Origin of the sequence: Paenibacillus sp. ICGEB2008 (assembly GCF_000307675.1) — a bacterium.
GTDB classification, from domain to species: Bacteria; Bacillota; Bacilli; order Paenibacillales; family Paenibacillaceae; genus Paenibacillus; species Paenibacillus polymyxa.
In genome coordinates, this window is record NZ_AMQU01000009.1 from 40,858 (window position 1) to 66,832 (window position 25,975).

The 25,975-nt window shown below is 44.1% G+C and carries 19 protein-coding genes, 3 pseudogenes and 1 riboswitch; of the genes and pseudogenes, 10 read left to right on the forward strand and 12 right to left on the reverse strand.

Going from position 1 to position 25,975, the window contains the following annotated elements:
* Positions 1-164: 164 nt before the first annotated feature.
* The 4 genes from C400_RS0110245 to C400_RS0110260 form a co-directional block, all read right to left on the reverse strand.
* The gene (locus tag C400_RS0110245; protein WP_017426894.1) at positions 165-893 is read right to left on the reverse strand and encodes an HAD family hydrolase; all 729 of its coding nucleotides are present in this window, start codon (positions 891-893) and stop codon (positions 165-167) included.
* 30 nt (positions 894-923) lie between these two features.
* Positions 924-1,973: a 2-amino-2-deoxy-D-mannitol dehydrogenase GutB1 gene (gene gutB1, locus C400_RS0110250; RefSeq protein WP_016818783.1), complete on the reverse strand. Its 1,050-nt coding sequence runs from the start codon at positions 1,971-1,973 to the stop codon at positions 924-926.
* Positions 1,974-2,007: 34 nt separating this feature from the next.
* Complete coding sequence (locus tag C400_RS0110255; RefSeq protein ID WP_017426895.1) at positions 2,008-3,276, reverse strand: aspartate aminotransferase family protein; 1,269 nt, start codon at positions 3,274-3,276, stop codon at positions 2,008-2,010.
* Between the two features lie 223 nt (positions 3,277-3,499).
* The gene (locus C400_RS0110260; protein WP_017426896.1) at positions 3,500-4,708 is read right to left on the reverse strand and encodes an MFS transporter; all 1,209 of its coding nucleotides are present in this window, start codon (positions 4,706-4,708) and stop codon (positions 3,500-3,502) included.
* A gap of 307 nt (positions 4,709-5,015) precedes the next feature.
* On the opposite strand from C400_RS0110260, the gene C400_RS0110265 reads away from it, so the two are divergent.
* Entirely contained in the window at positions 5,016-5,777 is a 762-nt protein-coding gene (locus C400_RS0110265) for an SDR family oxidoreductase (protein ID WP_016818786.1), read from the forward strand.
* 106 nt (positions 5,778-5,883) lie between these two features.
* Here C400_RS0110265 and C400_RS0110270 read toward each other — a convergent pair whose 3' ends face one another.
* Together C400_RS0110270 and uxuA are read right to left on the reverse strand one after the other, a co-directional pair.
* Positions 5,884-7,491: a mannitol dehydrogenase family protein gene (locus C400_RS0110270; RefSeq protein WP_017426897.1), complete on the reverse strand. Its 1,608-nt coding sequence runs from the start codon at positions 7,489-7,491 to the stop codon at positions 5,884-5,886.
* A pseudogene (gene uxuA / locus C400_RS0110275) lies at positions 7,492-8,567 on the reverse strand (mannonate dehydratase).
* Between the two features lie 159 nt (positions 8,568-8,726).
* Between uxuA and C400_RS0110280 the strand changes: the two are divergent.
* A complete protein-coding gene (locus C400_RS0110280; protein WP_017426899.1) occupies positions 8,727-9,380 on the forward strand; it encodes a GntR family transcriptional regulator in 654 nt (217 codons plus the stop codon).
* 304 nt (positions 9,381-9,684) lie between these two features.
* On the opposite strand, the gene C400_RS0110285 is transcribed toward C400_RS0110280, so the two are convergent.
* Both C400_RS0110285 and C400_RS0110290 read right to left on the reverse strand, forming a co-directional pair.
* On the reverse strand, positions 9,685-10,539 hold the full coding sequence (locus C400_RS0110285; RefSeq protein WP_017426900.1) for an SDR family oxidoreductase: 855 nt from the start codon (positions 10,537-10,539) through the stop codon (positions 9,685-9,687).
* A gap of 98 nt (positions 10,540-10,637) precedes the next feature.
* Positions 10,638-11,450: an AraC family transcriptional regulator gene (locus C400_RS0110290; protein ID WP_017426901.1), complete on the reverse strand. Its 813-nt coding sequence runs from the start codon at positions 11,448-11,450 to the stop codon at positions 10,638-10,640.
* Between the two features lie 139 nt (positions 11,451-11,589).
* On the opposite strand from C400_RS0110290, the gene C400_RS0110295 reads away from it, so the two are divergent.
* On the forward strand, positions 11,590-15,234 hold the full coding sequence (locus C400_RS0110295; RefSeq protein ID WP_017426902.1) for a glycosyl hydrolase 115 family protein: 3,645 nt from the start codon (positions 11,590-11,592) through the stop codon (positions 15,232-15,234).
* A gap of 89 nt (positions 15,235-15,323) precedes the next feature.
* Here C400_RS0110295 and C400_RS0110300 read toward each other — a convergent pair whose 3' ends face one another.
* Positions 15,324-16,211: a dihydrodipicolinate synthase family protein gene (locus C400_RS0110300; protein WP_017426903.1), complete on the reverse strand. Its 888-nt coding sequence runs from the start codon at positions 16,209-16,211 to the stop codon at positions 15,324-15,326.
* Positions 16,212-16,383: 172 nt separating this feature from the next.
* Entirely contained in the window at positions 16,384-17,037 is a 654-nt protein-coding gene (locus tag C400_RS0110305) for a YczE/YyaS/YitT family protein (RefSeq protein WP_017426904.1), read from the reverse strand.
* Positions 17,038-17,151: 114 nt separating this feature from the next.
* On the opposite strand from C400_RS0110305, the gene C400_RS0110310 reads away from it, so the two are divergent.
* The 3 genes and pseudogenes from C400_RS0110310 to C400_RS27700 form a co-directional block, all read left to right on the forward strand.
* Positions 17,152-17,604 carry a MarR family winged helix-turn-helix transcriptional regulator gene (locus C400_RS0110310; RefSeq protein WP_017426905.1) on the forward strand — a complete coding sequence of 151 codons (453 nt, stop codon included), beginning with the start codon at positions 17,152-17,154 and terminating at the stop codon, positions 17,602-17,604.
* A gap of 31 nt (positions 17,605-17,635) precedes the next feature.
* Positions 17,636-18,157: a GNAT family N-acetyltransferase gene (locus tag C400_RS0110315; protein ID WP_017426906.1), complete on the forward strand. Its 522-nt coding sequence runs from the start codon at positions 17,636-17,638 to the stop codon at positions 18,155-18,157.
* Positions 18,158-18,165: 8 nt separating this feature from the next.
* Positions 18,166-18,264, forward strand: a riboswitch (guanidine-I (ykkC/yxkD leader).
* Positions 18,265-18,345: 81 nt separating this feature from the next.
* A pseudogene (locus C400_RS27700) lies at positions 18,346-18,474 on the forward strand (QacE family quaternary ammonium compound efflux SMR transporter); the annotation flags it as partial.
* A 163-nt stretch (positions 18,475-18,637) separates the two neighbouring features.
* Here the strand turns inward: C400_RS27700 and C400_RS0110320 are convergent.
* Positions 18,638-20,806: an amidase gene (locus tag C400_RS0110320; RefSeq protein ID WP_017426907.1), complete on the reverse strand. Its 2,169-nt coding sequence runs from the start codon at positions 20,804-20,806 to the stop codon at positions 18,638-18,640.
* A gap of 359 nt (positions 20,807-21,165) precedes the next feature.
* Between C400_RS0110320 and C400_RS0110325 the strand changes: the two genes are divergently transcribed.
* Genes C400_RS0110325 through C400_RS0110335 form a run of 3 tightly spaced genes read left to right on the forward strand, consistent with a single transcriptional unit; the run spans position 21,166 to position 25,009 of the window.
* Positions 21,166-22,662 carry a spore germination protein gene (locus C400_RS0110325; RefSeq protein ID WP_016818798.1) on the forward strand — a complete coding sequence of 499 codons (1,497 nt, stop codon included), beginning with the start codon at positions 21,166-21,168 and terminating at the stop codon, positions 22,660-22,662.
* A gap of 17 nt (positions 22,663-22,679) precedes the next feature.
* Complete coding sequence (locus tag C400_RS0110330) at positions 22,680-23,891, forward strand: Ger(x)C family spore germination protein (RefSeq protein WP_017426908.1); 1,212 nt, start codon at positions 22,680-22,682, stop codon at positions 23,889-23,891.
* 20 nt (positions 23,892-23,911) lie between these two features.
* Complete coding sequence (locus C400_RS0110335) at positions 23,912-25,009, forward strand: GerAB/ArcD/ProY family transporter (RefSeq protein WP_016818800.1); 1,098 nt, start codon at positions 23,912-23,914, stop codon at positions 25,007-25,009.
* A gap of 153 nt (positions 25,010-25,162) precedes the next feature.
* Here the strand turns inward: C400_RS0110335 and C400_RS26755 are convergent, their stop codons facing one another.
* On the reverse strand, positions 25,163-25,885 hold the full coding sequence (locus C400_RS26755; protein ID WP_250264500.1) for a LysR family transcriptional regulator: 723 nt from the start codon (positions 25,883-25,885) through the stop codon (positions 25,163-25,165).
* Between C400_RS26755 and C400_RS28700 the strand changes: the two are divergent.
* A pseudogene (locus tag C400_RS28700) lies at positions 25,878-25,928 on the forward strand (hypothetical protein); the annotation flags it as partial. The gene C400_RS26755 and the pseudogene C400_RS28700 sit on opposite strands and share 8 nt — an antisense overlap.
* Positions 25,929-25,975: the final 47 nt, after the last annotated feature.

Consider the following 25,975-nt stretch of genomic DNA (forward strand, 5'->3'; position numbering starts at 1 on the left):
GCATACCCCATAGATTACACACAGGGTAGGTTAACATACTCAACTGTGTACTCTATGGGGCATATTTATATATGTCCTCATCCATTTTAAAGGTTATGCGGTTTAATATATTTATAGAGGAGATATGCCTTCCAGCATCTTACGGTCCTTCTCTTGGCAGGCAACTATTCCCCGAATGGCAAGCTCTCTTTAAGCGCCCACAGATCATCATAGCTGAAAATATTGTGATCTGCCTTGGACAAATCCTGCTGGCCTGAGCCAGGATTGTGTAAACCAATACAGCGCATACCCGCACTCTTGGCTGCATGAACACCGTTCCGTGAATCCTCAATAACAATACAATGGGCTGGTGCTATACCTAGCAGTTCGGCGGCATATAGGAAGATGTCCGGAGCCGGCTTACCCTGGGATACTTCTTCTCCGGTGATTCGAATATCAAAGTAACGGCCCAGTCCTGTTTTTTCCATAATGAGATCAATCAACGACCGTGGAGAGGAAGAGGCTACTGCAACTGGAATTCCTTTTTCCCGTAGCCAGTCCAGCCACCGTTCCAGTCCGTTGATTGCCACCAGGCCCTCATGTGCTGTTATGGTCTGCATCACATTTTTTCGGTGATAGGCAAGCGCCTCTGCCAATGTATGAGTGAGTTGATGCCTGTCCAGCACTTGACGCCACATGGATTCGAGTGTCACTCCGACATAGGTATGGTGCTCTTCCTCTGTCATGGGTGCACCGAAATGGGCAAAGGAGCTGCGTTCAACTTCAAAATAAATCGGTTCGCTGTCTACCAACACCCCGTCCATGTCGAAGATGACCGCTTTGACCGGAACGGACGCTGATGGGTCTCCTGTGCATTCATTATTCGTCGGTGTAACATGATGAATGCTCGTCATGTCCATTCTCCTCCTTGTTAGTAGCTAAATTTAGTTGCTGGAGCCATTCGATTGCAGCACAATCTTGATCGCCTGCGACGAAGGCTGAAGTGTCCGCTCGCTGATATTGCATCCAAGCGTCTTGAAGGCTTCATGGTAGTCGTCCAGCGGATACGAGTGGGTAATGATTTTTTTGGCGGGAATGATTTGCTGCTCAATCAGGTAATGTGCCGTGGAGAACGTGCCCAGAGAATCAATGGAGCCGATGATTTTAAGGCTACGGTCAACTACCTCTTTCGGATTAAACGAGCTTATCCCATCTCTCAGCCCCACCAGCATCAAATACCCGCCGCTCGCAAGCTGGCTTAGTACCTCAGTGCCGACCACTCCTGTGGTGTCCACAATCATGTCCACCTGATTTTTTAACGGAGCCAGCTTATGAATGGCCGATTCCAGTGTGGCGTGCGCGGACCACCGTTCGGGGGCAATAGAATCCGCTATGGCGAGCCGTTCCTCCGAGATGTCAACAAGGCAACCAGTTACGCCTTTCGAAGCAAGAGCATAGCTGTACAGAATCCCGATCGGACCCGCACCTATAATAACGGTTGTGAAGTTAGGCAGCAGGTTAATCTGGTTGATTCCGGTCAGCATACAGCTCAGCGGTTCGGTCAGCGTCGCTTCTTCGTAGCTGATATGGTCCTTCAGCTTGTACAAAAAACGGTCCTCAGTCACATAATAATCGGTGAACGTACCGTCGGCGCTGACTCCGGTCTCTGTTACGGATTTGTGTGTGCAATGATTCTGTCTTCCTGTCCGGCACATTTCGCATTGCCCGCAGTAGTATGTTGGATCAATTACCACCCGGTCTCCAGGCTGTAGTGAACTGACGGCTGATCCTACAGCGATCACATCCCCCGCTGATTCGTGGCCCAAGATCGTGGACGGCACGGCATGATATTTGCCACTAATGATGCCTAGATCCGTACCGCATACGCCTGTCGCCCGAATCCGGACGAGTACATCGTTATCTTTTTTAATCTCCGGGATAGGTCTTTCCTCAAGTGCGACATCCCAAGCTGATTTGTATACCAGTGCAAGCATGAATAATTCCTCCTTTGGCCTATTGGGCAGATCGTTAGTGAAGGGTAGCAAGAACGGTGTCAAGCCGTTTAACAATTTCGACAATCTCATCTTCTGTAGCCGTGAGGGAAGGTCTCACTTTGACCACGTTGCCATAACCGTAACGGGAACCTCTGAGGATTAATTGCTGTTCCTCAAATGCACGATCGATAATTCCATTGCTTTTCACTGCATCCGGGCTATCGTCCTCGTCTACAATTTCCAGTCCCCACATCAGTCCGACGCCACGAGCCTCACCAATGCAATCATGCTTGTCAGCTATCTCGGTCAGCAGGGATCCGAGCAGGTTTCCTTTGGACCGGACGGCTTCCAGAAAACCGGGCTCGCTTACAACCTCCAGCGTGGATTTGGCTGCCGTGACCGAGATCAGATTGCTGCCCGAGGTAAAGGAATGCTCGTGCTTCTCCAGGACATCGAGACGAGACTGCATCAAGACCGCCGCAACCGGGACACCAATGCCGCCCAGACCCTTAGCAAGAGTAATAATATCCGGTTGGATGTCAAACAGCTCACTTGCGAACATGTAGCCTGTCCGCCCAATCCCAGTCTGCACTTCGTCAGCAATCAGAATCATCCCATGCTCATCGCATAACTGACGGAGACGCTTGAAATATCCTGCAGGCGGGATGATATTACCTCCGTTGCCCAGAATGGGTTCAATAATCATGCAGGCCACAGAGCCTGAGCTTGCATATTCAATGGCGTCCGATATGGCTTCAATACAGTGATGACCACACTTGTCTGGTGAAGAATTAAAGGGACAACGATAGCAGTAGGGGGCAGGCACATGCAGAGAATATGCCGCAGTTGAATTGGGAAAATTCTTGCGGCGAAAGGCATTACCGGAAATGCCTGTTGCGAACTGGGTCTGTCCATGATGTGACAGATGCAGGCTGATGATATCAGTTGCTCCGGTATATTTCTGGGCCAGTTTCACAGCACATTCATTCGCCGTGGAGCCGGTAATATCTCTCATCCACCCGGCATCGATGCCGTTCGGGGCATATTGGATTAGATGGTCTAGGACTTCTTCAACGTAAGGCTCGGTAAAGGATGAAGACATGTGGGCAAGATTGGCGACTTGCTCCTGTACTTTGGAGACGACATGAGGGTGATTATAACCGAGCGACAGATTGAAGGTGCCAGATACGCCATCCAAATACTCCTTACCTGAATCGTCAATCAAAGTAATGCCTTTTCCGTATCTGAAACGTTCTTTGGTCAAGGTATGCACGATATTTCCCCTCCATATCAGAATATACATTTCATTAAGTCATCCTTAAAAAGAGTAACGCCCAATCAGCCATAACGAGGCTGAACTCACCTCCCCAAAATAAGAAAATCACCTTCCTTGTCCTAATGGACAAAGAAGCCACAATTTGACTGTTCCTGCGATTTCACAGATATGAGAGATAACCGCAGCAACAGAATCTGCCCGAAAAGCAAAAACGCGATAGGCCTCACCTCCCCTAAGGACTAAAACAATATCATCCTTCCTTGCCCTGATGGACAAGGGAGTCAATTACTCGGCTGCCCCGATTATTCCACAGATGTGTGAGAATAAGTGCCAGCAGCAAAATCAAAGTAAATCCTCCTAAGATCCAGAGGCTAGCGGTCACTGGCCATTCGCTCATGCTCCAGCCTATTACGTATTGAAGCACTGAGCCGCCAATTCCGCCTGAAGCAATCAGAATACTGGTCGTCCGCTCCGTCATTCCCGGAATCAGTACGTTGGCGTAGACAAGTGCGATACAGAAGAGTCCAGACATGAATATCCCTGCACCAAAAATTAGAAGGTATGTAGCCCATTGGCTGGATATAAACACCATAGCGACTAAGAAACAGAAAGTTCCAATTGCACTCCATAGCAGATAAGGAATATATCCTGCTGATTCTGCAATCCTTCCTGAGAACATACGACCAATGATCATTGCAATCCAAAGCACGCTGACACCTAGCGAGGCAACAGATCCCTGAAGTTGTAGCGTTTCGGTCAGAATAGAAGGTAGGAAGTTCATGAGTCCAAGTTCAAGACCCATATAAACAAAGAAGAAAATAATGAAGATTCCTAGCAATACACGGTGCTGTCCTGAGTAACGGGCTTGTTCAACTGAACGCTCAGTAGTGCGGATGTCTGCTTGAGTGAGGTGAGTGGAGGCGGAAACAGGCATGGTAAGCCAAAATAGCAATAGGATAAAAGTGAGAAAGGAGATGGTGTAAAAGGTTAGATTCCAAATTCCAAACCAGATATACAGGCTAACGATCGCAGGCATAAGCAGTGCACCAAGTGCAAAATAGACATCCAGCTTGGACATCGCTACGGCTTTTTGCTCCTCCGTAAACTCAATGGTGAACGCTCCGATGGATGATTCAATAATGCCTGAGCCGAAGCCAATCCATATGGCCATTACAATGACCCAATTCCAAGAGGGAAGTAGGCCCAAGATAGTACATGAGACGACAATACTCCCCAAGGCAATAGCAAGCATGGACTTGCGGCCCATATGTAGAGCCATGAAGGGAGTGAGCAGAACACCGACAAGAAAGCCGAAAAACTGCAAGAACAGCAGTAATCCACCATCGCTGTACCCCCGTCCATAGTGAGGCAGAAAAGTCGGCAGTAATGCCCCAAGCACCACGCTGGTGACGCCGATTAATAGATAGAAAGCACAACTTAAAGCGAAAAGTCTCTTCAAGGCCTGTCCCTCCATAAGGTCATATTTTTTTATATGAGCATTGTTTTTACTAGAATATACCATTACTCTGGAAAAGTATATATATAATTCCACAGAAATTGTAAAAATAAATCGATAAACTCTTAATAATATGCATCCTGCTTCTTATCAACGTGATACACATCAGTTTTATCTTACAAGGGGACTATCAGGGTTATGGTATGAAAGATAGATTATTCGCCTGTACTTTCGTACAATTGACTTTGATTTAGCAGTTGATCCATACTTCAAATGAACGGTTGATTAAAAAACATTGGAGGGATCTTTCATGCGTTTGGGAGGAAAAGTTGCGGTCGTTACAGGCTCAGCATCAGGAATGGGGAAAGCGATTGCAGAATTATTTGCAAAAGAAGGGGCAAGTGTTGTTCTTTCAGACCTGAACATTGAAGGAGCAGAAGCGGTTGCAGCAGGAATTAAATCAGCTGGAGGAAACGCCATCGCAATAAAAACCAATGTTGCTGATTTGAATGATATACATGCTTTGATCGATACAGCTGTTAATGAATTCGGAACTCTCGACATTTTGGTTAACAATGCGGGCGTTATGGATAACATGGCGCCAGTAGGGGATGTGGACGACGAGACTTGGGATTTGATATTCGATATTAATACAAAAAGCGTTATGCGTGCGATTCGCAAAGTCATCCCGATCTTCCTGGATAAAGGAAATGGAGTAATTATAAATACGGCATCTACGGGTGGCTTCAGTGGTGCGCATGCAGGCGCTGCCTATACCGCCTCAAAGCATGCGGTAGTCGGTATTACGAAAAACACGGGATTTATGTATGCTCAAAAAGGCATCCGATGCAATGCCATTGCGCCAGGTGCAACAGCTACCAACATTACTTCAACGATTCATAACTTGAATGAGTTTGGCGCATCTCGAACGAAGGTCACGCAAGGCGTAATTCCTCGTGTAGGGCAGGCTGAAGAAATCGCGAAAATAGCCCTTTTCTTGGCTTCAGACGAGTCGAGCTTTGTGAATGGGGCAGTTATTGCTGCTGATGCGGGTTGGACGGCAGGATTCTAATCAGAGTTGTGGCCCGGTTCTACTGTTGACAACAAGCTAACAAACATGAGAATTACAAATCCCCCTGACCAAAGTTTCGTGGCAGGGGGATTGTTTAATGTAAGTTCTAGTTCACATACTTCTCTATGGTGCTTCGGACTGCTCCGGGACCTGATAGCATTTCATGAAACATGGCTTCAATCTTGTCGCCCAGACCAATCTCATATAATCGGACGCCGAACAGTTTTTCATCCTCAAGGAGGTTGCGAACCCCAGAGGTCTGATCGCCTAGCTTCGTATTCTGCAAATACCCCTGCAATGTATCCAGTAACGGGTCCGGACTGAGTGTGAAGGGTGCTCCTTGATCATCCACCCCCAGCAAATAGCGACACCAGATCGCAATGGTCAAGGGAATAGCAGTCAAGTTGGCAGGATCAAGCCCTGCTGTGCTAACATACAACTTTATGGTTTCGCCAAAACGGATGCTCATCTTTTGAGAAGTATCTGTTGCAATCCGCTGTGGCGTATCTGGAATATAGGGATTGGCGAAGCGTTCCTGCAATATCTCGTTAATGAACGCTTGGGGTTGGATAATTCCGGGATCAACCACAACAGGCAAGCCTTCCTTGTTGCCGATGGTTTCCACCAGACGACGCAAGGTGTAATCGTTCATTTCATCTGCAATGAGCTGATACCCGAGCAGACACCCGGAGAGGGCCAGCGCTGTATGTAGCGGATTGAGACAGGTCGTGACTTTCATCTTCTCCACTTTGTCTACCGTATCCCGATTCGTGAAGATGATGCCAGCTTCCTCCAGTGCAGGTCTCCCGTTTGTAAACTTGTCTTCAATGACCAAATACTCGCTAACCTCAGCATTGACAAAGGGAGCCGTATACGTATGCCTGGAGGTAACGACAATCTCCATGTCGGCTAACCCCAGCTCTCGAAGAGCAGATTGTATCTGTAAGGAAGGGCGGGGGGTGATTTTATCAATCATAGTCAGCGGGAAGGTTATTTTTTCCTCATTCTGCAGATAGTCTGCAAATCCTTTCTCTACCAGGCCTCTGCGCGTCCACTCCTTGGCGATAGCAATCATACTATCCTTTAACAGATCGCCGTTATGGGAGCAATTATCCATGCTTACCAAGGTCATTGGATGTTGTCCCTTTAAATAACGCCGATAGGCAAGCGAAGTAGCTATGCTCATCACATGCACCGGCTGTTCAGGACCATTCACTAAATCCCTCTCCACAACAGCCAGATACTTACCGTCGGGCCCGGTGAGGCCGTATCCTTTTTCCGTGACAGTGAAGCTGGCCATTTGCAGAGTCGGATTTTCAAATACTTCAAGCAGACGGAGATAGTCGTCCGGACGATTCTGCTCCGTTGCAAGGCTCTCAACGATGCTTGCGACCACACTTTTGTGAAATTTACCGTCTGCACTCATTAACACCAGTAAGGTTAGATTGTCGTAAGGCTTGTAGGCTTTGTCAATCATTTCAAAATCAAAGGTTTCGGCCGCAATTATACCTGTATCCGCTTTCAAACTATTCAGCAGTTGTTGCTGTGCATTGGCTACGAACCCCCGAAAAATATTGCCTGCGCCGAAATGCACCCATTGCGGTCTAACTCGGGTGTTATGGGCTACAAGCTCCAGATCATACTTCGGTAGTTCAATGCCTGCTGCTTCCCAGGCCGCCTTATCTGAAAGGCTTTTCCGGTCAAGCTGGAGCATCTATTTCACTCCCTTGCTTTGAGCAAGACTATCCCAGACACCAAGCAAGTACATAACTCCCAGTGCACGGTCATACAAACCGTATCCTGGCCGACAATTCTTTTCTTCTCCCCATAGATGTCTACCGTGATCTGGGCGCACATATCCCTGATAGCCTTTTTCGTGATAAGCTCTAACTACTTCTGGTATATCGACGCTTCCGTCTTTCCCGCGATGTGACACTTCAATAAAGTCGCCATTCTCAAACACCTTGACATTACGAATATGCGCAAAATGAATACGATCATGGAACTCCCGAATCATAGCTGGCAAATCATTCTCAGGGTTAGTCCCCAGTGAGCCTGTGCAGAAGGTTAGACCATTATATGGACTGTTCACTGCATCCAGGATGCGCCGGATGGTCTCACGACTTCGGACAATTCTCGGCAGCCCGAAGATGGGCCATGCCGGATCATCAGGATGAATGGCCATCTTGATGTCAACCTCCTCGCAAACCGGATGATGCGCTCAAGAAAATACTTTAGGTTGTCAAACAGCTTGTCTTCGGTGACATCTGCGTAAGCAGCAAACAGTTCATCCAGTCTCGCCAACCGCTCCGGTTCCCAGCCTGGCATCGTGAACTTCCCGGCTCCTTTGAGAATCCGATCCACCATTTGACGGGGGTTATCGGTAATGGCAGCCTTTTCATAAAAGAGGGCGTTGGACCCGTCTGGCAGTTCCTTATAAAGCTCCGTTCTGGTCCAGTCAAAAATAGGCATAAAGTTATAACAAATCACCTTGACTCCCACTTTGGCCAATTTGCGAATGGTATCAATATAAATGTCAATATATTGATCGCGGGATGGCAGGCCGATTTTGATATCATCGTGGACATTTACACTCTCTACGACTGCCGTACTAAAGCCCTTGCTTGTAATCTGATCAGCTACCTCCTGAATTCGCTCCATTTCCCATATTTCACCGGCTATCTTTTCATGTAAAGACCAAACAATGCCCATAACTCCTGGAATTTGCCGGATATGATCCAGTGTAATATTGTCATTGCCTTCCCCATACCATCTCCAGGTCATGTTCATAACGATACCCTCCCTGATTGATTTTTTTAATCTTGTATACAAGATTGACTTGATCATAAAATGCAAAGTTTATCCTTGTCAATGACAATTTTTGAGGAGTCTATCACATCAAAATGCTTTATAATAAGACTAGATTTATAAAGTGAAGGCAGGAATGTTATGTTTACAAAGGAAGAAATCAAGCAGCTTTTGAAAAATGATATTTTGTCGTTGACCTTAAAGCCTGGGACTCTGCTCAGCGAGACGACCTTGTCAGAACGCTTCCAGTTGTCCAGAACTCCGCTGCGCGACGTGTTGAAACAGCTTGCGCTGGAGTCTTATATTGATATTTATCCCAAGAAGGGGAACATTGTCTCTTATATTGATCTGGAGTCCGTAGAACAAATGAGCTACTTGAGAAGCGCAGTGGAAAAAGAGATTATGAAGGAGCTTTCTACGCAATTTGCATTAAGCGATATACAGAAGCTGAGCGAAATTTTGGACAGGCAGAGGGCTGTCATTGATGACGATCATGCTACGGATCAATTTCTCATTTTGGACGATCAGTTCCACCATACTATGTTCCGATTGGTGGGCCGAGAATTTCTTTGGCAGCTTATTCAGCAATCAAATGTTCACTATATCAGATATCGCAAGCTCCATATGCTGGAAGCAGGGAAGCTGATGGAAATCTGGCATGAGCACCAAACTATGCTTGAATATATGTTGAATCAGGATACAAGCAAAATGGATGATCTGGTTCACCATCATCTCCGAAAGGATATACATTCTCTCGAATTCCTCCGGCAGTTCGCTGACTATATCAAGAAATAATGCTGGTCTGTGTTATTCATTTTTTTGCTCGTGAGTCTAGTTGTTTGCCGTCAAGCGGTGGATGGAATTGAAGGATTTTCATAGAGGTTCGATATCTTGTATACAAGACAAGTGTAATCCTGCTTGAATATACGCATAGGAGAATGTGATAAATTAAAGCATGACCAATTGAGCAATGCTTCCTTCGACTTATTATTTATGTAAACGGATTCAGTTGAAACTATAGTAGAGCGTTGTTGACACACTAAGCCCCTTGCCACTTCGTAATTGTAAATAGAAGGGCAAGGGATGGAAAGTGAAGATTCTATACCCCCGAATAGGCCATAAAACCACCATCTATAGGAATGACTGCACCGGTCACAAAACCGGAAGCGGTTTCATCTGCCAGCCAAAGCAGCGTTCCGAGGAGGTCTTCAGGCTCACCGAAACGGCGCATAGGGGTGTGGGCAATAATCTTGGCCGAACGCTCGGTAAGCGAGCCGTCCTCGTTGGTGAGCAATTGTCGGTTCTGCTCTGTCAGGAAAAATCCGGGGGCAATGGCATTCACCCGAATGCCAGATTCGGCTAGATGTACGGCCAGCCACTGGGTGAAGTTGTTGATGGCGGCTTTGGCAGCGCTGTAAGCGGGAACCTTGGTCATTGGGCTGGGAGCGCTCATGGAGGATATGTTAAGGACCACAGCGCCAGGTCGTCCGATCATGCCTTTGGAAAAAACCTGTGTTGGGATTAAAGTCCCGATAAAATTTAAATCAAGCACATTGCGGAAGCCAGGTACACTGAGATCAAAAAAGGTAGTGATTCCAGACTGGTTCAGATCTTCAGGATGAAATGTCTCCAAACTCGTATTCGCACTGGGGTGGTTGCCGCCTGCTCCATTGATCAGAATATCGCACGGACCGAGCAGACGACGGACCGTCTCCTCAGCCTGCTTCACGCTTTCAACATCGGTCACATCGCAGGCAACAGCGATGGATTCTCCACCACTCTCACAAATTTCCTTGGCTATCAATTCGCCCTTATCAGCAGTACGGTTCAAAATAGCGACCTTGGTACCCTGGCGGGCAAGTTCCTTGGCCATGGAGCTGCACAACACGCCGGAGCCGCCGGTTACCACAACTGTTTTTCCAGACAAAGCCGGATGCAGGGGAAGACTAGTCAATTTACATTCCTCTTTTCGTTGGAAGATAAGCCCGCATTACGCTTATACGCGTTCCACAAGCTGTCATGAATTTTAGCCTAAAACTATAACAGATGATCTTATCTAGCTTTCTTTCTAAATTCCCTAGGTGTCATAAATACCGTTTGTTTAAAGATCTTACAAAAATACATGGACGAGTTGAAGCCACATTCGTTACCAATCTCGAGTATCGTTAACTTTGTATTGATCAGCAAGTTGCAAGCATGTTGAATCTTAATGTTATTTAAATATTGAATAACCGTAAGTCCCGTGGCTTCTTTAAAACGATGACACAAATAATATTTGGACATGTAAAACGACTTTGCAATATCTTCGATTTTGGTGATTTTGTTATAGTTTTGGTTGATGTACGACAGAATAGGTCCAAAGTTAGCGTACTTGGAAGACTGCTGCTCCACTGTTTGGGAATCCTTATTATTATTTAATAGAGATAACAGTTCAGCTAAAAGTATAAAAATACGGTCACTCTCACCCGAGACGTTTTCTTTCTCCAGGGACTTTAATAGTCTTTTCACTTTCGCAAATACTTCTTCTTTCAAAGAGATAATTTCTGTATCAAAGCAGCCTAATAAAGATTTTATTGCCCGTTCCGTAAAATATAATCGCAAGAAACGCTCCGTAAAATAGACACATGTTCTGGCACAACCTTGATTTTGGTAGCTTTTATGGAACAGATTTGGTTTAAACAGTGCAACATCATGCAGCTTAATGTCATAGATGGAGTCCTGGATCAAAATCTGATGATACCCTTTTTCTAGAAAATAAAGTTCATATGCATCGTGATAATGAAAATTGGTCATGTTGTGGTCTGCATCATGGACGACATACTCGATTGAAAATAGGGGGTGCGTATGACTTACATCAGCAACCATTGCTCAACCTCCATCCTATAGCAATATAATATAATAAATCGATAATTCGGCAACATATTAAAAGATTATTGCTTGGTATTCAGGTATAGTTTAGCTACCAGATTTTCTTCCGAATGGAGCACATGAGGAGGTTAGACACTTGATATCACACCAAACCCAGAATGAATTTGAACTGTTGAAAAGAAATCACGAGGTGCCTGTTTTTGTTTCCGAAACGGAAAACAGCGCGGTGCATCTTGCTTTTTGCAATCTTATGCGAGATATTGATTGGGTTTGCGGTTGTAAGCTAGTGCGAGCAAAAGAAATGGACCAAAGCAGCATCGTGATCGGCACGATCACAGACAATGAGCCGTTACTCGCTTATCTGCAAGATAAAGGGGTATCGCTGAAAAAACTGATGCTGGAGGATGGCTCGTATCGGTGGGAAGCATTTCTTCAGGAAGTCATTGACGGTGTGTTATATATCATAGGAACCGACAGGCGCGGTACCATCTTCGGAATCTATGACTTGTGCGAGGCGATGGGTGTGTCTTCGTGGTATTACTGGGCGGATGTACCGGTGAAAACCTGCGATGTATTTTGTTTGCCTTTGGACTTCTCCAAAGCAGATTGGCCAGCGGTTCAGTACCGGGGAATTTTCCTGAATGATGAGGAAGAGCTTGATGACTGGGCCAAGATTCATACTCAAGATGGCACAATCGGACCTGACGCATATCAATCTATTTTTGAACTTTTACTTCGTCTGAAAGCCAATTTCATTTGGCCTGCCATGCATGTGAATTATTTTAATGAGAATCCCGAAAATGGAGCACTCGCGGAAAGAATGGGGATTGTAGTAGGCACGTCGCATTGCGATATGTTGCTTCGCAGCAACCAGAATGAATGGGAGCCATGGCTCGCAGCCAAGGGTTATGACGACGCCTCATACGATTATTCCATCGAAGGTCGAAATCGCGAAATTCTACAGGAATATTGGCGGGAAAGTGTCGAGAAGAATAAAAATTACGAAGTGTGTTATACGGTTGGCATGCGTGGAATCCATGACTCTGGATTTCATACGCAGTCCATTGATGATGATAATTCCATGTCTAAGGAAGAACGGGCAAAAGCCAAGAGTTCTCTCTTAGGAAAGGTTATACAGGATCAAAAGCGAATTCTCAAGGACGTGATCGGCGAGTCAAAAGAAAATGCTTCATTACAGACATTTATCCCGTACAAAGAAGTATTAGAGCTATATGACCGAGGTCTTGATCTACCTGAAGGTGTGACCCTCATTTGGGCAAACGACAATTTTGGGCATATGCGCCGATATCCGAATGAGAAGGAGCGTCAACGCAGTGGAGGCAACGGTTTGTATTATCACAATTCTTACTGGGCAGCTCCAGGAACGGCGATGAGTTATCTTTTTATCAATTCAATTCCATTGGCCCATACAGGGAATGAATTGAAAAAATCGTATGAATCGGGAATCCGGAAATTGTGGATTCTGAATGTTGGCGGGTTGAAGCCCCTTGAACAGGATATGGAATTCTTTTTGCGATCTGGCTGGGAAGCCGGCAAAGAAGAAGGAATGACCAAGAATGCATCTCAATTCGTCGAATCTTGGATAAACGCCAATTTTTCCGGCAACCACGGATCTGAAGCTGCGGAAATATACGAAACATTTGCACAGGTCACTAACGTACGAAAGATCGAACATATGCAATCCAATGTATTTTCACAAACTGTATTAGGTGATGAAGCAGGGCGTAGATTAATGCGGTTGGAGGATGTTTTTCGTCGAGGCAATGCCATAATGTACAGCCTTCCGGTGCAGGAGCGGGTTGCATTTTTCCAGATGTTTCTCATGAAAATTCACGCATCGTATTATACCAACCATGAGTTTTATTTAGCCGACAGAAGCACGCTTTCTTATGAGCGCGGAAACATGCAGGCTGCTGACCTATATGTGGAGCTTTCGGTAAAAATGGCGGACTACAAGCGAAGAATGCTTCATTTCTATAACGCAAAAATGAGTGAAGGCAAGTGGAACGGAATCCTGACACCGGAAAGTTTTCCACCACCGCCTACCGCCTTGTATCCTGCGCGAAAGCCCGCATTGAAAATTGCTCAAGGTGGCATGAGAATCAACCTTTGGAATGAAGAACCAACGCTGCGCTTTTCCATCCATGGTCAGAAACAAAAATGGTTCGAGATTGGAAACCAGGGGAACGGAACCATTCCATTCACGATTGAGGTAATGGAAGACGCAGATTGGATCATTCTTTCCGAAAGTGAAGGATCGATCCAAACGGAGAAAAGAATTCTTGTCTCGGTCATCGATCCGTATAAGCATGCGGGAAAGACTGCGCAACTGACCGTCCGAAACCATAAAGATATGACATCTGTTCCAATAAAGGTGCAAGTTGAGAAAGGTGTAAATGTTCCTGAAACGTTTTACGGACATATAGAGGCAGACGGGTATGTGTCTATCCCAGCAGCCTCCTACGACCATAATGTTCCCGGTGTAGATTCGACCGATAAGTCCGGTTGGGTGGCCATACCGGGGATGGCAAGGTATGAGGGAGCCGCGATGATGGCCTGGAGCGGTGAAATACGACCGCTTGCAAGAGAGCTTAAGAATCATCCATATTTAGGATACGATATTTTTTTGAAAGAGGCTGGACAGTTTACCTTAGAGATTCATCGTTTTCTTACTTTAAATTCGACAGGCAACATTCGTTTCGGCATCGGAGTCGATGATACAGCCCCCATTCTGGTAGAATCAGAGACTCGTGACGAGTGGCTGGGCACCTGGCAGGAATCCGTCTTTAATAACGGTGAGAAAATGAGAGTGGAGCTGCCCTACCTGGCTTCCGGTATACATGTCTTAAAAATTTATATGGTAGATCCTTATGTCACTATCAACAAGTTCGTGATATATACGGAAGAGCAAAAAACGAGCAATTTAGGACCGATTTCCAGTGAGCATCATCATAGGCTGGTTACCGATCATGGACTGGAAAGTTCTACTGTGAATTGGAATGAAGTCGAACAATTATGTAATCAATTTTACGAAACGGGAGAGCATGAAGTACCTCTTCCCGTCGTCCTTTATGCCACAAGAGATTTTTACGCCACCATCGATGAAATCTTCTTGAAATGTTTTGATGTTCCGCAGACCACGTTAGGGGATAAACGCTATGCAAACATTTGTGATGCTGATGGTACAAAGGATGTTATAAAAGAATTTGGTGCGGGTATGTTTATCGAATCGAACGGCATCGTTGCGATCGAAGCCGAATATGCGTTGGAAAACTCTGAAAATGCATATCTCACGTCCAGTAAAGACGGTACTGCTATTCATTGGAGCCACTTACAGGCAGAAACCAATGGAAGGACAGGTTTCGCCATGCATGTTTCTGAGCCTGGAAGACAGTGGGAGAACCCGGAGATTGCTCCAGCCATGCATTACAAAATAAATATCACAAATTCAGGTCTTTACCATATTTGGATTTTGGTTCGACATCATAACGACCAATCCGATTCATGCTACTTATCGCTGGACGGCGTAGTAAGACCGTTATCCGAACAACTGGGCATGGGCACACTGCATACGTATAACACCGCTCAAGTGTACTATTGGTGTTTACTGTCGGATTTGGAATTGCCCAGTGGTGTTCACCTGTTTTCGATCTTAGCTCGAAAGTCACAACTCAGAGTCGACCGGATATATATGACACAAGGGAGCGAATTACCGCCTGTGGATGCTCTCTGGACGGATTCGATAAGAAAACAGTCCTAAGCTAAAGCAGCGTCTCCATGCTGAAAGAGCGGAATCTAGATACATGTTGAGATTCCGCTCTTTTTTTGATAAATAGTAAAAGAAACAATTCATTCCTGAAGATTCTTTAGTATAAGTTTCAAGTGTTCTCTAGCTGATTGATTCAATGGTTGTAAGGGCAAAGGAAGACTGGAACTTGAGATTAAGCCACTTATTTCTGCTGCTGCTGAAACAACACGAAGGCTACCATACTGATGAAATAACGTCCAAATAGGTTCAAGTAGTGTCGAGAGTCGTTCTGCTTCGTCAGCAAAACCGTCCTGGGCCAATCGGGTTATTTTTAGACACGCCTTTGGAAACAAACCGGCGAGAACGGAGTACCATGCTTCACAACCTGCATTCAAGCCGGTGACTGCAAATGAATCTCCACTTACTCCTATAGTTACATGGGGAGGAATCGACTCTCGTAGTTTTTTGATGCGTGTCTTGGCTGCTTCGGGATCAGTAGGTACTCCGGGAATCTTAATAGAACCAACATGAGGTAACCCAGCAATTCGGCCGTGCAATTCGTCACTGAAATGAAAATGGGAGGTACCTGGATTATCATAGACACAAAGTGGAATGGAGAGTGAACGGGTTACCTGTTCATAGAGTGAAAATACTTCTTCATTCGTTAGTGCTTGATAGGAGATAGGGGCTAGCAGCACTGCACTTGCTCCTGCTCTTTGTGCATCTTCCGCTAATCGAAGTACTTCTAAGGTACGAATCGCACTTATACTTGTCATCACGGGAATCCCGTCTGCTGAGTGGACTGCAAGTTGAAGAACCCGGAAACGTTCTTCTCGATTAAGATATGCATAATTTCCAGTTGAACCCAATGCCCCAATTGAGTCTACACCAGCTGCAACTAATCGTTGAATCAGTGCTACAAATGCTTTTTCGTCAATGCCTGTCTCATTCACCGGGGTGAGTGGAAAAGCAGATAATCCGTGGAACATAAAGTTACACTCCTTTATGAATTGACCTTCAAAATACAAACACATTATAAAAATGAATTAGGCACAATTAAAGTACCAATTAAGAGACAAATAACTGTACCAATTCTTTTAGAGAAACTTAAAACTGAAAACAAAGATTCTGTATTGAAATTAATGTAATGATATTATGCCTTCAGATCAGGTTAGTTGAATGCTTTTTATCTTTATCATGATTTGGTGATGTACCAGAGTGTGTTAATATGCGGTCTAATACTTTTCCAGTGAGGGGCATGAAATAATTGAGTATTACCCCCCCTAAACAAACAGTTAACAAAGTTCCAATGCCAATGGGTCCATTTAAAATGAATGCTATGATCAGGAAGATAAGGTAAATGAATGTTCTCGAAAAAAATAGATTTTTTCCAGTTAATTCTTGTATGATTATGGTTAATCGGTCAACTGGAATGGGTGCAAAGTTTGTCTGTAAATAGGTTGCAGTTCCTAATCCCACAATAACTAAACCAATTCCAAAACAAACAACTTTGCTGTACCATAGTTCAGGTGTTATTAAATCCTGCAATAAAAAAAGCCACATATCAATACCAATCCCCGTTATAAATGCTGTTAACAACCCCAAAACTTCTGGTCTTTGTCTTTTTAAAAGTGAATTACAACAGATCAAGATTAAAGCCATTATGATTTCCCAACTTCCTACAGTAAGCCCCACATTTGTGGATAGTCCTACCAATAGTGCATCAAAAGGTGATGTCCCAAGGTCTGATTGTATAGTGAAAGAAATACCAAGGGATAATATAAAAATTCCTATTACAAAAAAAACATATTTCACTTTACTCGACCTCTTTATTATAATTTAAAGTTGCAAATGCAACAAAATTAGGGTAGATTAAATATATACTATGTTTATTGCATTTGCAACAAAATAGGGGCAAAGGAGTTCATTATGAAGGAAGTACTTCGTGAAATTGGAATGATAGCAAGGGCATTAGATTCTATCAGTAATATTGAATTCAAAGAATATGACCTTACAAAAGGACAGTATTTATACCTTGTACGAATATGTGAAAACCCAGGAATTATTCAAGAAAAGTTAGCTGAGATGATAAAAGTAGATCGAACAACAGCATCTCGCGCTATCCAAAAACTTGTAATTAATGGTTTTATTGAAAAGAAAGAGGATCAGCATAACAAAAAAATTAATAAACTCTTTCCAACAGAAAAAGGAAACAGTGTTTATCCTTTCATAAAAAGAGAACATGATTATTCGGATCAAGTTGCATTAGCGGGATTTTCGGAAAGTGAAGTAAACACTATTTTTACTCTTCTTCAAAGAGTAAGAAAAAATATAAGTGATGAATGGGAATTCGTGAAAAAAGGGAACAAAAGAAATTATTAATTGATTTATATGAAGGAGCGATATAGTTATCATGAATGTGAAAATGATCAAATGCAGCCGTGAAGATGTACAAATACTCCAAGAAATAAGCATTGAAACCTTCAACGATACTTTTAAAGATCAAAATTCACCTGAAAATATGCAAGCCTATCTGGAAAGAGCATTTAACTTGAAACAGCTGGATAAGGAATTGGCTAATGTCTCTTCAGAAATCTTTTTCATCTATTTCAATGAAGAACTTGCCGGATATTTGAAGATCAATATAAATGATGCCCAATCCGAAAAAATGGGTGATGAGTCACTCGAAGTTGAGAGGATTTATATCAAAAACAAATTTCAAAAACATGGGCTTGGTAAATATATGTTAAATAAAGCTATGGAAATTGCACTGGGACATCATAAAAAGAAGGTTTGGCTCGGTGTATGGGAAAAAAATGAAAATGCCATTGCTTTTTATAAGAAAATGGGGTTTGTTCAAACGGGTACACACTCTTTTTATATGGGGGATGAAGAACAAATTGATTTCATAATGACCAAATCAATGATACTATAATTGAATTTAAAAATGTTTTCTAGGGTTCCGCGATGTCATATCGGCTGGTCCGAGAGAAAACTCACAGTCGTTGCACTGTGTCACGGAGGGATAAGAGCCTGGGAGAAAAACTGCTGTATGCAGTATGATCTCAGGCTTTTTTTTCATTACTGCTTTAGTTCCGCACTACATTTGCAGCGTTATCAAAAACTGGTATTGGAGCTTTGGTCGGGGCCATACTGGATATGATCCTTTATGGTGAACCGCGTAATACCACGAGAATTTTATTCATTGCGATAGTACTCAGTTCAGCGGTTGGACTGAAGCAGGTAAGCTGAATAATGATGGGATTTGAAGAAAAACTCCCTATACTGCGAAAGCAGCGAGGGAGCTTGCTAATTTAAATATTTAATTCAAAGAGCTGGAAGTTACAGCTTCATCTGACCAACCTCCAGCCTGCCCAGCTCAATGATCCCGTTGCTAAGACCATGATGTCCTTCGTCATTGGGGTAAAGTGACAGACTTGATTTGAGCTGCGGTATTTCCGTAAATATCCTTCGCCAGCACGAGAATATGCAGTGTATCGGCTTGGGAGGCGCCACCCTGCTTGAATTTAGTAGTTGGGAGCGCTGCTGACCAATTAGCTTTATCTTCTGTAATAGCGACACGCATGCCATTGACATAAACTTTGAGCTGCGCGATTTCGCTTTGATCTGTGACTGAACCTTCCAAAGCGAGAACATCGTTTTTGACCGAAGCATTCAACTTAAGTGCAGGGGCTCCTGTTTCCTTGCGTTTAGAGGGTGGAAGAGCAGTTTGCGGGTTATAGGAAAAGGTTTCATCCTCAAGCGCTGGCGTGCGTGTTGCAATAGGACGGTTTTTGGTTGCCTGCTCATAGGAATAAGCGTATCGAAGCAGGTCATTATCGCTATATGCAGCACCTGCCATCGTCAGATTGACGGGCATACCCGTATCCTTCATTGCGCCCATACTCACAGACACACTTGGGATCCCGTACTCGCGTAGAAGGAAATTCGTATTGGAGAAATAGTTGCCATTCTCCCAAGCCTCCTCATAAGACGTTTCATTCACATCAGAATCAGCCTTGCCAATATTCGAATTGGCCGGGAAAGCAATAAAATCAAGGTTGTTTTGCTTCATCCAATTTTCAAAATCTATCTTTCGTACATTTTCCAGCCCCCGCAACCCTTTATGAAACTGAGGAATTTGTTCGAAAGGGGTGACGCCTTTCTTTATAGTTTCAATGAATACGTCATAGTGACCAAGGTCTCTGCCACGTTTGGCATCTACCGAACCGGGCGGATTCGGGAAGACAGTTGCAGGGTCGATATTAGCCCATGACGGGAAATTCGGATCGCCCACACTTTTAAGAAATTCCTCAGCTGCATAAGGATTAAGCAGCCCGAATTCCTTTTCACTCCATTTTGCCGGCATCAAACCACGTTCTTCAGGTGTTTTCGCTGTTGGTCGGTCCTTCTCGCTGTTCACTTGCAAAGGGAAGTCAACTTCCACAACTTCAGCTCCAAGAGCTGTTAAATCCTTTACAGCTTTTTCCCATAATGCTTGTATTGAAGGTCTGAATTTAATCGGAGTTGTGGTTTCATGGTCCTTACCGATATAGATTTTCGGAACACCGATTCGTTTGCCTTTCAAAGCTTGAGTATCTCGCAGCTCTAGATAGGAATTGGGACGAACACTGTTGACAGAAGGGAGGCGAACGGCTTTCTGTTCTCGCCAGAAATCACCTTTTGTGATTTTATCCTCTACAACAATCACGTCAAGCAAGCGGAGCATGTCCTCGACAGTCCTTGTATGTGGGACCACGACATCCCGTATAGGAAAAAGCGGCCAATTCCCCCGAATGGAGATTAAGCCCCGCGATGGCGTGTAGGCAATTAAACCATTGTTAGATGCTGGTGATCTTCCAGAAGATACTGTTTCTTCCCCCATACCAAAGGCAGCAAGGTTGGCGGCTGTTGACACGCCAGATCCGTTAGAGGAGCCAGAGTACCAGGCTGCAGCCAAATAATTTGGATTGTACGGACTTTCAGCACGGCCATAAACGCCTCTTTGCATTCCTCCTGCTGCCATTGGCGGCATGTTGGTTTTACCAATTAGCACTCCACCGGATTTGCGTATCTTCTCTACAGTAAAGGCATCATCTTTTGCCATCAGGTTTTTAAAAGCCGGAGATCCAGAAGCAACAGTGAGTCCTTTAACCTTGTAACTGTCTTTAACTGTGTAGGGAATGCCTTGCAGAGGCCCGGTATTAATCCCCTGTGCCCTTAGCTGATCAGCCTGAGCAGCTTCTTTTAGCACATCGGGATTTAGAACAGGGATTGAATTCAGCCGAATGCCACTAGAATCATAGGCGTATACCCGGTTGAGGTACATGGCTGTGAGCTCGACACTCGACAGTGCTCCTGACTTCATCGCGTCCTGCATCTGAGCAATCGTAGCCTCTTGCAATTGAAATGTAACCAGGGAGGAGGTAGATTCACTAGTTTTACTTGAGGATGAGAGTGAGGGTGAAGGAGCGGCGGATGCAAGCGAGCATCCCGTGAGAGTTACAATCATCCCAGCCGCGATCCATTTGCAATAGCTACCGATTACATTCCTTGTATTCGCTTTTACCATTCGTGCGCGCATAGCATTTTCACTCCTTAAAATAGGATAGATAGAATTAGGAATTTGAATAGAGGAGAATGAGGAAAGGGTTCTTTTTTTGTATAAATCTTTCTAATTATACTACTTATTTTCATCCGAAATGTCAATTTTTGTAATGTTGAGGGTAAGGAAGTACGGTAATGATACAAGTTTTGATTTTTGTTCTCAGCTACTCTCTTTTTCTTTCAGCATATTTCAGAGTATTAAAGGTGAACATACTGTAATCTTTTTGGCATACAGGAGTAAAAATCTAGCAGCGGCCTGATTACCGATAATAAAATTCCCATATACTGCATAAAACAGGTTTGGACAGCAAATAGTATGGGCAGGAGGTGTAGATGATGCCCAGTAATGAAGACCCCTTGATCTCCATGAATTTAGCAAACAACTTGAAGGAAATCAGGTCCCGGCTTGGAAACAGCCCTGATATTATTATTCGTAAATTTGAGCTGGTAACTTCACATATAGAGGTGGCAGCTGTATATTTTAACGGTTTAAATGATAAAAACATCGTCGATGAGTTTATTACGCACATTATGGCCTTTGACACTCCCAACTGGGGAGGTCCGGAAGTCAAATCGGTAAGCGGAATTTATCAATTTATGAAAGACAAAGCCTTGAGTATCGGTGAAGAAAAAGTACTTAATGACTGGAAGGAGCTTTTTGAAGCCCTTTTATCTGGAAATACGATAATTCTAGTGGATGGACTGGCCAAAGCAATTAGCGGGAACACCAGCGGGGGCGAGGTCAGAGCGGTCACAGAGGCTTCTACCCAGGTAGCCATCCGCGGTTCCAAAGAAAGTTTTACGGAATCCATTGGGACAAATCTCTCCCTGGTCCGCCGGAGAATAAAAAACGTCAATCTATGGATTGAAACGATGAAAATCGGTGCTGTTACCCAAACCGATGTGGCTATCATGTACATAAACGGCATCGCAAAAGAATCGACGATACAGAACCTAAAGCAAAAGTTACAGGGTATCCATATCGATTCCATTTTGGAATCAGGGTACATAGAGCAGCTAATTGAAGAAAACAAATATTCACCTTTTCCAACACTCTATAATACCGAGCGTCCGGACAGTGTAGCAGGTAATCTGCTGGAGGGGCGAATTGCCATTTTTGTTGATGGAACGCCCTTCGTGCTGATTGCGCCTACTACCTTTTTTATGTTTTTTCATGCAGTTGAAGATTACTACCAGCGATATGACATCTCATCCTTGATCCGGTTATTGAGATTTATGTGTCTGGCGATTTCTTTGTTAGGCCCCGGTCTGTTTGTGGCAGCTCTGAACTTTCATCAGGAAATGATCCCGACCCCGCTGTTGATTAATCTGGCCTCCCAGAGAGAAAATGTACCCTTCCCTACTTTTATTGAGATACTCCTGCTTGAAGTGACGTTTGAGATTATCCGTGAAGCTGGCGTTCGAATGCCTAGCCCAATTGGACAGACAGTATCGATTATCGGAGGGTTGGTAATTGGGCAGGCAGCGGTGCAGGCAGGCATTGTTACTCCAGCCATAGTCATCGCTGTCTCTCTCACAGGTATTTCCAGTCTTGCCACCCCGGCGTTCAACATGGCTCTTTCGGTGCGAATTCTTCGATTCGTCATTATGTTCATAGCGGCATTTATGGGGCTCTACGGCGTGTGTGTATTTAGCTTTATAATGATTGCGCATATGTGTAGTCTAAGCTCCTTGGGGGTTCCATATATGTCTCCTATGGGTCCGTTTATAGCCCAGAATCAGCATGATGCCTTCTTCCGATTACCCTTCCAATTCATGAAGACCCGACCGCGCTTAATCAGTCAGAAAAAGCACAATAAACGTATTAGGTAAAGAGGGGGGCAAGCCGAATGAAGGATAAAGGGCTGCTGCGAATCATACTTTGTATCCTTATAATTATGCTGCTGACAAGTTGCTGGAACAGACGGGAACTAAATGAACTGGCGATCGTAACCGGCATTGGAATCGATAAAGCCCCAGATAAAGAGGAATATGAGGTCACTTTTCAAATTGTGAATCCTTCGTCGACGGCCACAAGTACGGGCGCAAATACAGGACAATCTACCACTACGGTCTATTCTACGACGGACAGGACTTTATTTGGCGCATTTCGCAAAACATCAAAAAAGACAGCAAGACAGTTGTTTTTTGCTCACACGCAGCTTGTTGTTATCGGGGAAGCGTTCGCTAGAAGTGGAATAAATGAGATTTTTGATGTGTTTGAAAGGTCTCACGAGCTTAGGTTGAACTCTACTGTTCTGGTTTCAAGAGGTGTTGATGCTAATGCTGTTCTGAAAATCCTGCTACCTATAGAGAGTCTGCCTGCGATAGGCATGGTCAAGAAAGCTAAAAACACGGCGAAAATATGGGGAGAAAACAAGAATATCAATATTTTTGAATTAATTAATGAAATCACTGGGGAAGGAGAAGTGGCTATTAGTGGCATCCGAATTATCGGAGACAGGGAAGAAGGCAAGAAGAAAGCAAGTTTGGAACAGACGGAAGTGAAGGCTATTCTCTCAATAAATGGGCTTGGAGTGTTCAAAAAAGGGAAACTAACAGCGTGGCTGGAAGGCTCCGAGGCCAAGGGTACATTATGGGTTCAGAACAAGATAGATCAAACCATAGTCAACATTGATACAGAAAATATGGAAGCATCGGTCGCAGTCCATATAAATTATTCCAAAACGGATATAAACGTGGAGCTTCAGGAGGGGATACCCGTTTTTCATGTTCACATTCAAGAGGAAGGAAAAGTGAACGAAACACGGGGATTTGTAGACTTCAGTAGTGCGGATGAGATCATGAAGTTGGAAGAGCAATTGGCCAAGCATACGAAAGAAGAAGTAATCCAGTCCATACAAGCAGCTCAGCGGTTAAAAAGTGACATTTTTGGTTTTGGCAATGAACTGAAACGTCTCCGTCCGAAGGAGTGGGAAGCAGTAAAAGAGCAGTGGGACTCCTTGTTTGCCCAAGGCAAGCTGGACATTCGTGTAGAGGCTTATATCCGAGGGACAGGAATGAGGTTAAAGCCGTACATGAATAAGGACCAATTTAACTAAAAGGAAGCGGAGCAGAAGTGATGAAAAAAGAAGTTATTGGTACAAATCAATTGTTTGCCATGATTATTTTATTTGAATTAGGAACAGCCATTGTGATTCCCATTGGACTTGAAACTGGACATACTATATGGTTATCGATCCTTCTAGCTTTGCCTGGGGGAGTGCTCTTGTATCTGATATTTCATGATTTGTACTGTCAATATCCTAATCTGATCATCAGCGGATATACCCAAAAAATCCTGGGTAAAACTATTGGGTGGCCATTGAGTTTTCTGTACATTCCTGTTTTAGTGTTTAATGGGTCCAGAATCTTGCGCGAATCCGGTGACCTGCTGATCGCTGCTTCCTATGACCAAACGCCGGTATTCATAATCAATGCCATTATGGTCACTGCTGTCACATATATTCTGAATAAGGGGGTTGAAGTGTTTTTTAGAACGTCAGAAATTTATCTGTTAGTTATTTTTTTCATGGGTTTCATATGTTTTTTTGTCGTGATTGCTGCGGGGCTGGTTGATTTTAAAAATCTGTTTCCGCTGCATGCTGTGGATTGGAAGCAGGCTCTTAGGTCGGCTTTTCCCAATATTTTAACTTTCCCTTTTGGCGAGCTGATCTGCATGACTACAATTTTCCCTCATCTGCAAAAATCTTGTCAGTCCCGAAAAACAGGGATTGCGGCTATCGTTTTAAGTGGCATCCTGCTTTGTTCTACACATGCTATCGAAATTTCAGTACTTGGAAAAAATATATATGAGAGAAGTACCTTTCCCATGTACACAACGATAACACTGGTTAACCTGGCAAATTTTATCCAACGGTTGGATGCTCTTGTTATTTTAACTTTAATTATAGGAGTATTCTTTAAAATGACCCTTTATTGTTACGCCGTCATAGCTGTGACTGCGGACTTATTCAAAGTACAAGATACCCGAAGACTGGCCATTCCTGTTGGTGTTGTTGTTCTGTTTGGTTCGCTGATCAGTGCGGAGAATTATCCAAGGCATTTGGAAGAGGGAGCATTCTTTTTGCGCTATATCCTGTCTGTTCTATTCACGGCCATTCCCATTCTGTTGTTCGTTGTCCACCGGGTACGTAAAAGATTAGGGCTATTGCGATAAGCGATAAGCGTTGAGCTTAGTTATTTCCTCAGACTCCTTTTCCGTACAGCTGCTGTAATGACATTAACAAAAGGAAGAAATAGAAAAAACACCATGACAATTACCTCTGGTATGGCTGTGTTGGCGAAGGCCGCCCGGATAGAGTGAAATGCTTCAAATAGGCTCATTCCTGACAGTAAATCGATTAAGATGGTCATCGACAATGCTAACAAAGCCAAGATGAAATATAAAATTACAATTTTCATGGTTCTTAAGTCTCCTTGGTGTGGAACTGAAATTACTACAGTTCTGAAATAGGGAAGCTAATGCTATTATCTCCACCAATACATACCCGTAGTCAGGTATTGAGCGTTCTTGGTCTTTATCTAAAATGCCTTCTTCATTCGTAATAAAACAATGGTTGGTGTTCTCTCGCTTGTATTCATCAAAATGGTCTGGACCGTCATTGTTGCACACCAGGACAATGTTCTCCTTGACCAAAGAATAATGAATGCATTTTTCCGGATGTATTTCCGGGTAGACCATCAAAGCCACATCTACACGTCCACTAATTAAGTCAACCTGGTTTTGTTCACATGTACCGTTGGTAAGGATGAATTTGACATGAGGATATTTTAAAGAGAACTCCCTAATAATCGGACTTAATCTAGAAATCGTTAAAGACTCTGGTGCAGCCACCCTTACAACGCCTTTAACCTCCTGGTTGCTTCGTATATTTCTAATCTGGTCATGAGTAGCCAGTAGATCTTCTGCTAGAGGTATTAATTCTCTCCCTAATGGGCTGAGCTTCAGATGCCTTCTCTCGTAAGTGAAAAGCTCCCCGCCAATCTCTTGGCGTGAACAGGAAGCATGGCTAAACCGTTTCCCAAAGTTTATTGAACAGGTGGACGGCTTCGACATACACTTTGTGCACGTTTGAGGTGAAGGGACATCCGAGCGACCACTGTTGCTGACTCATAGGTGGCC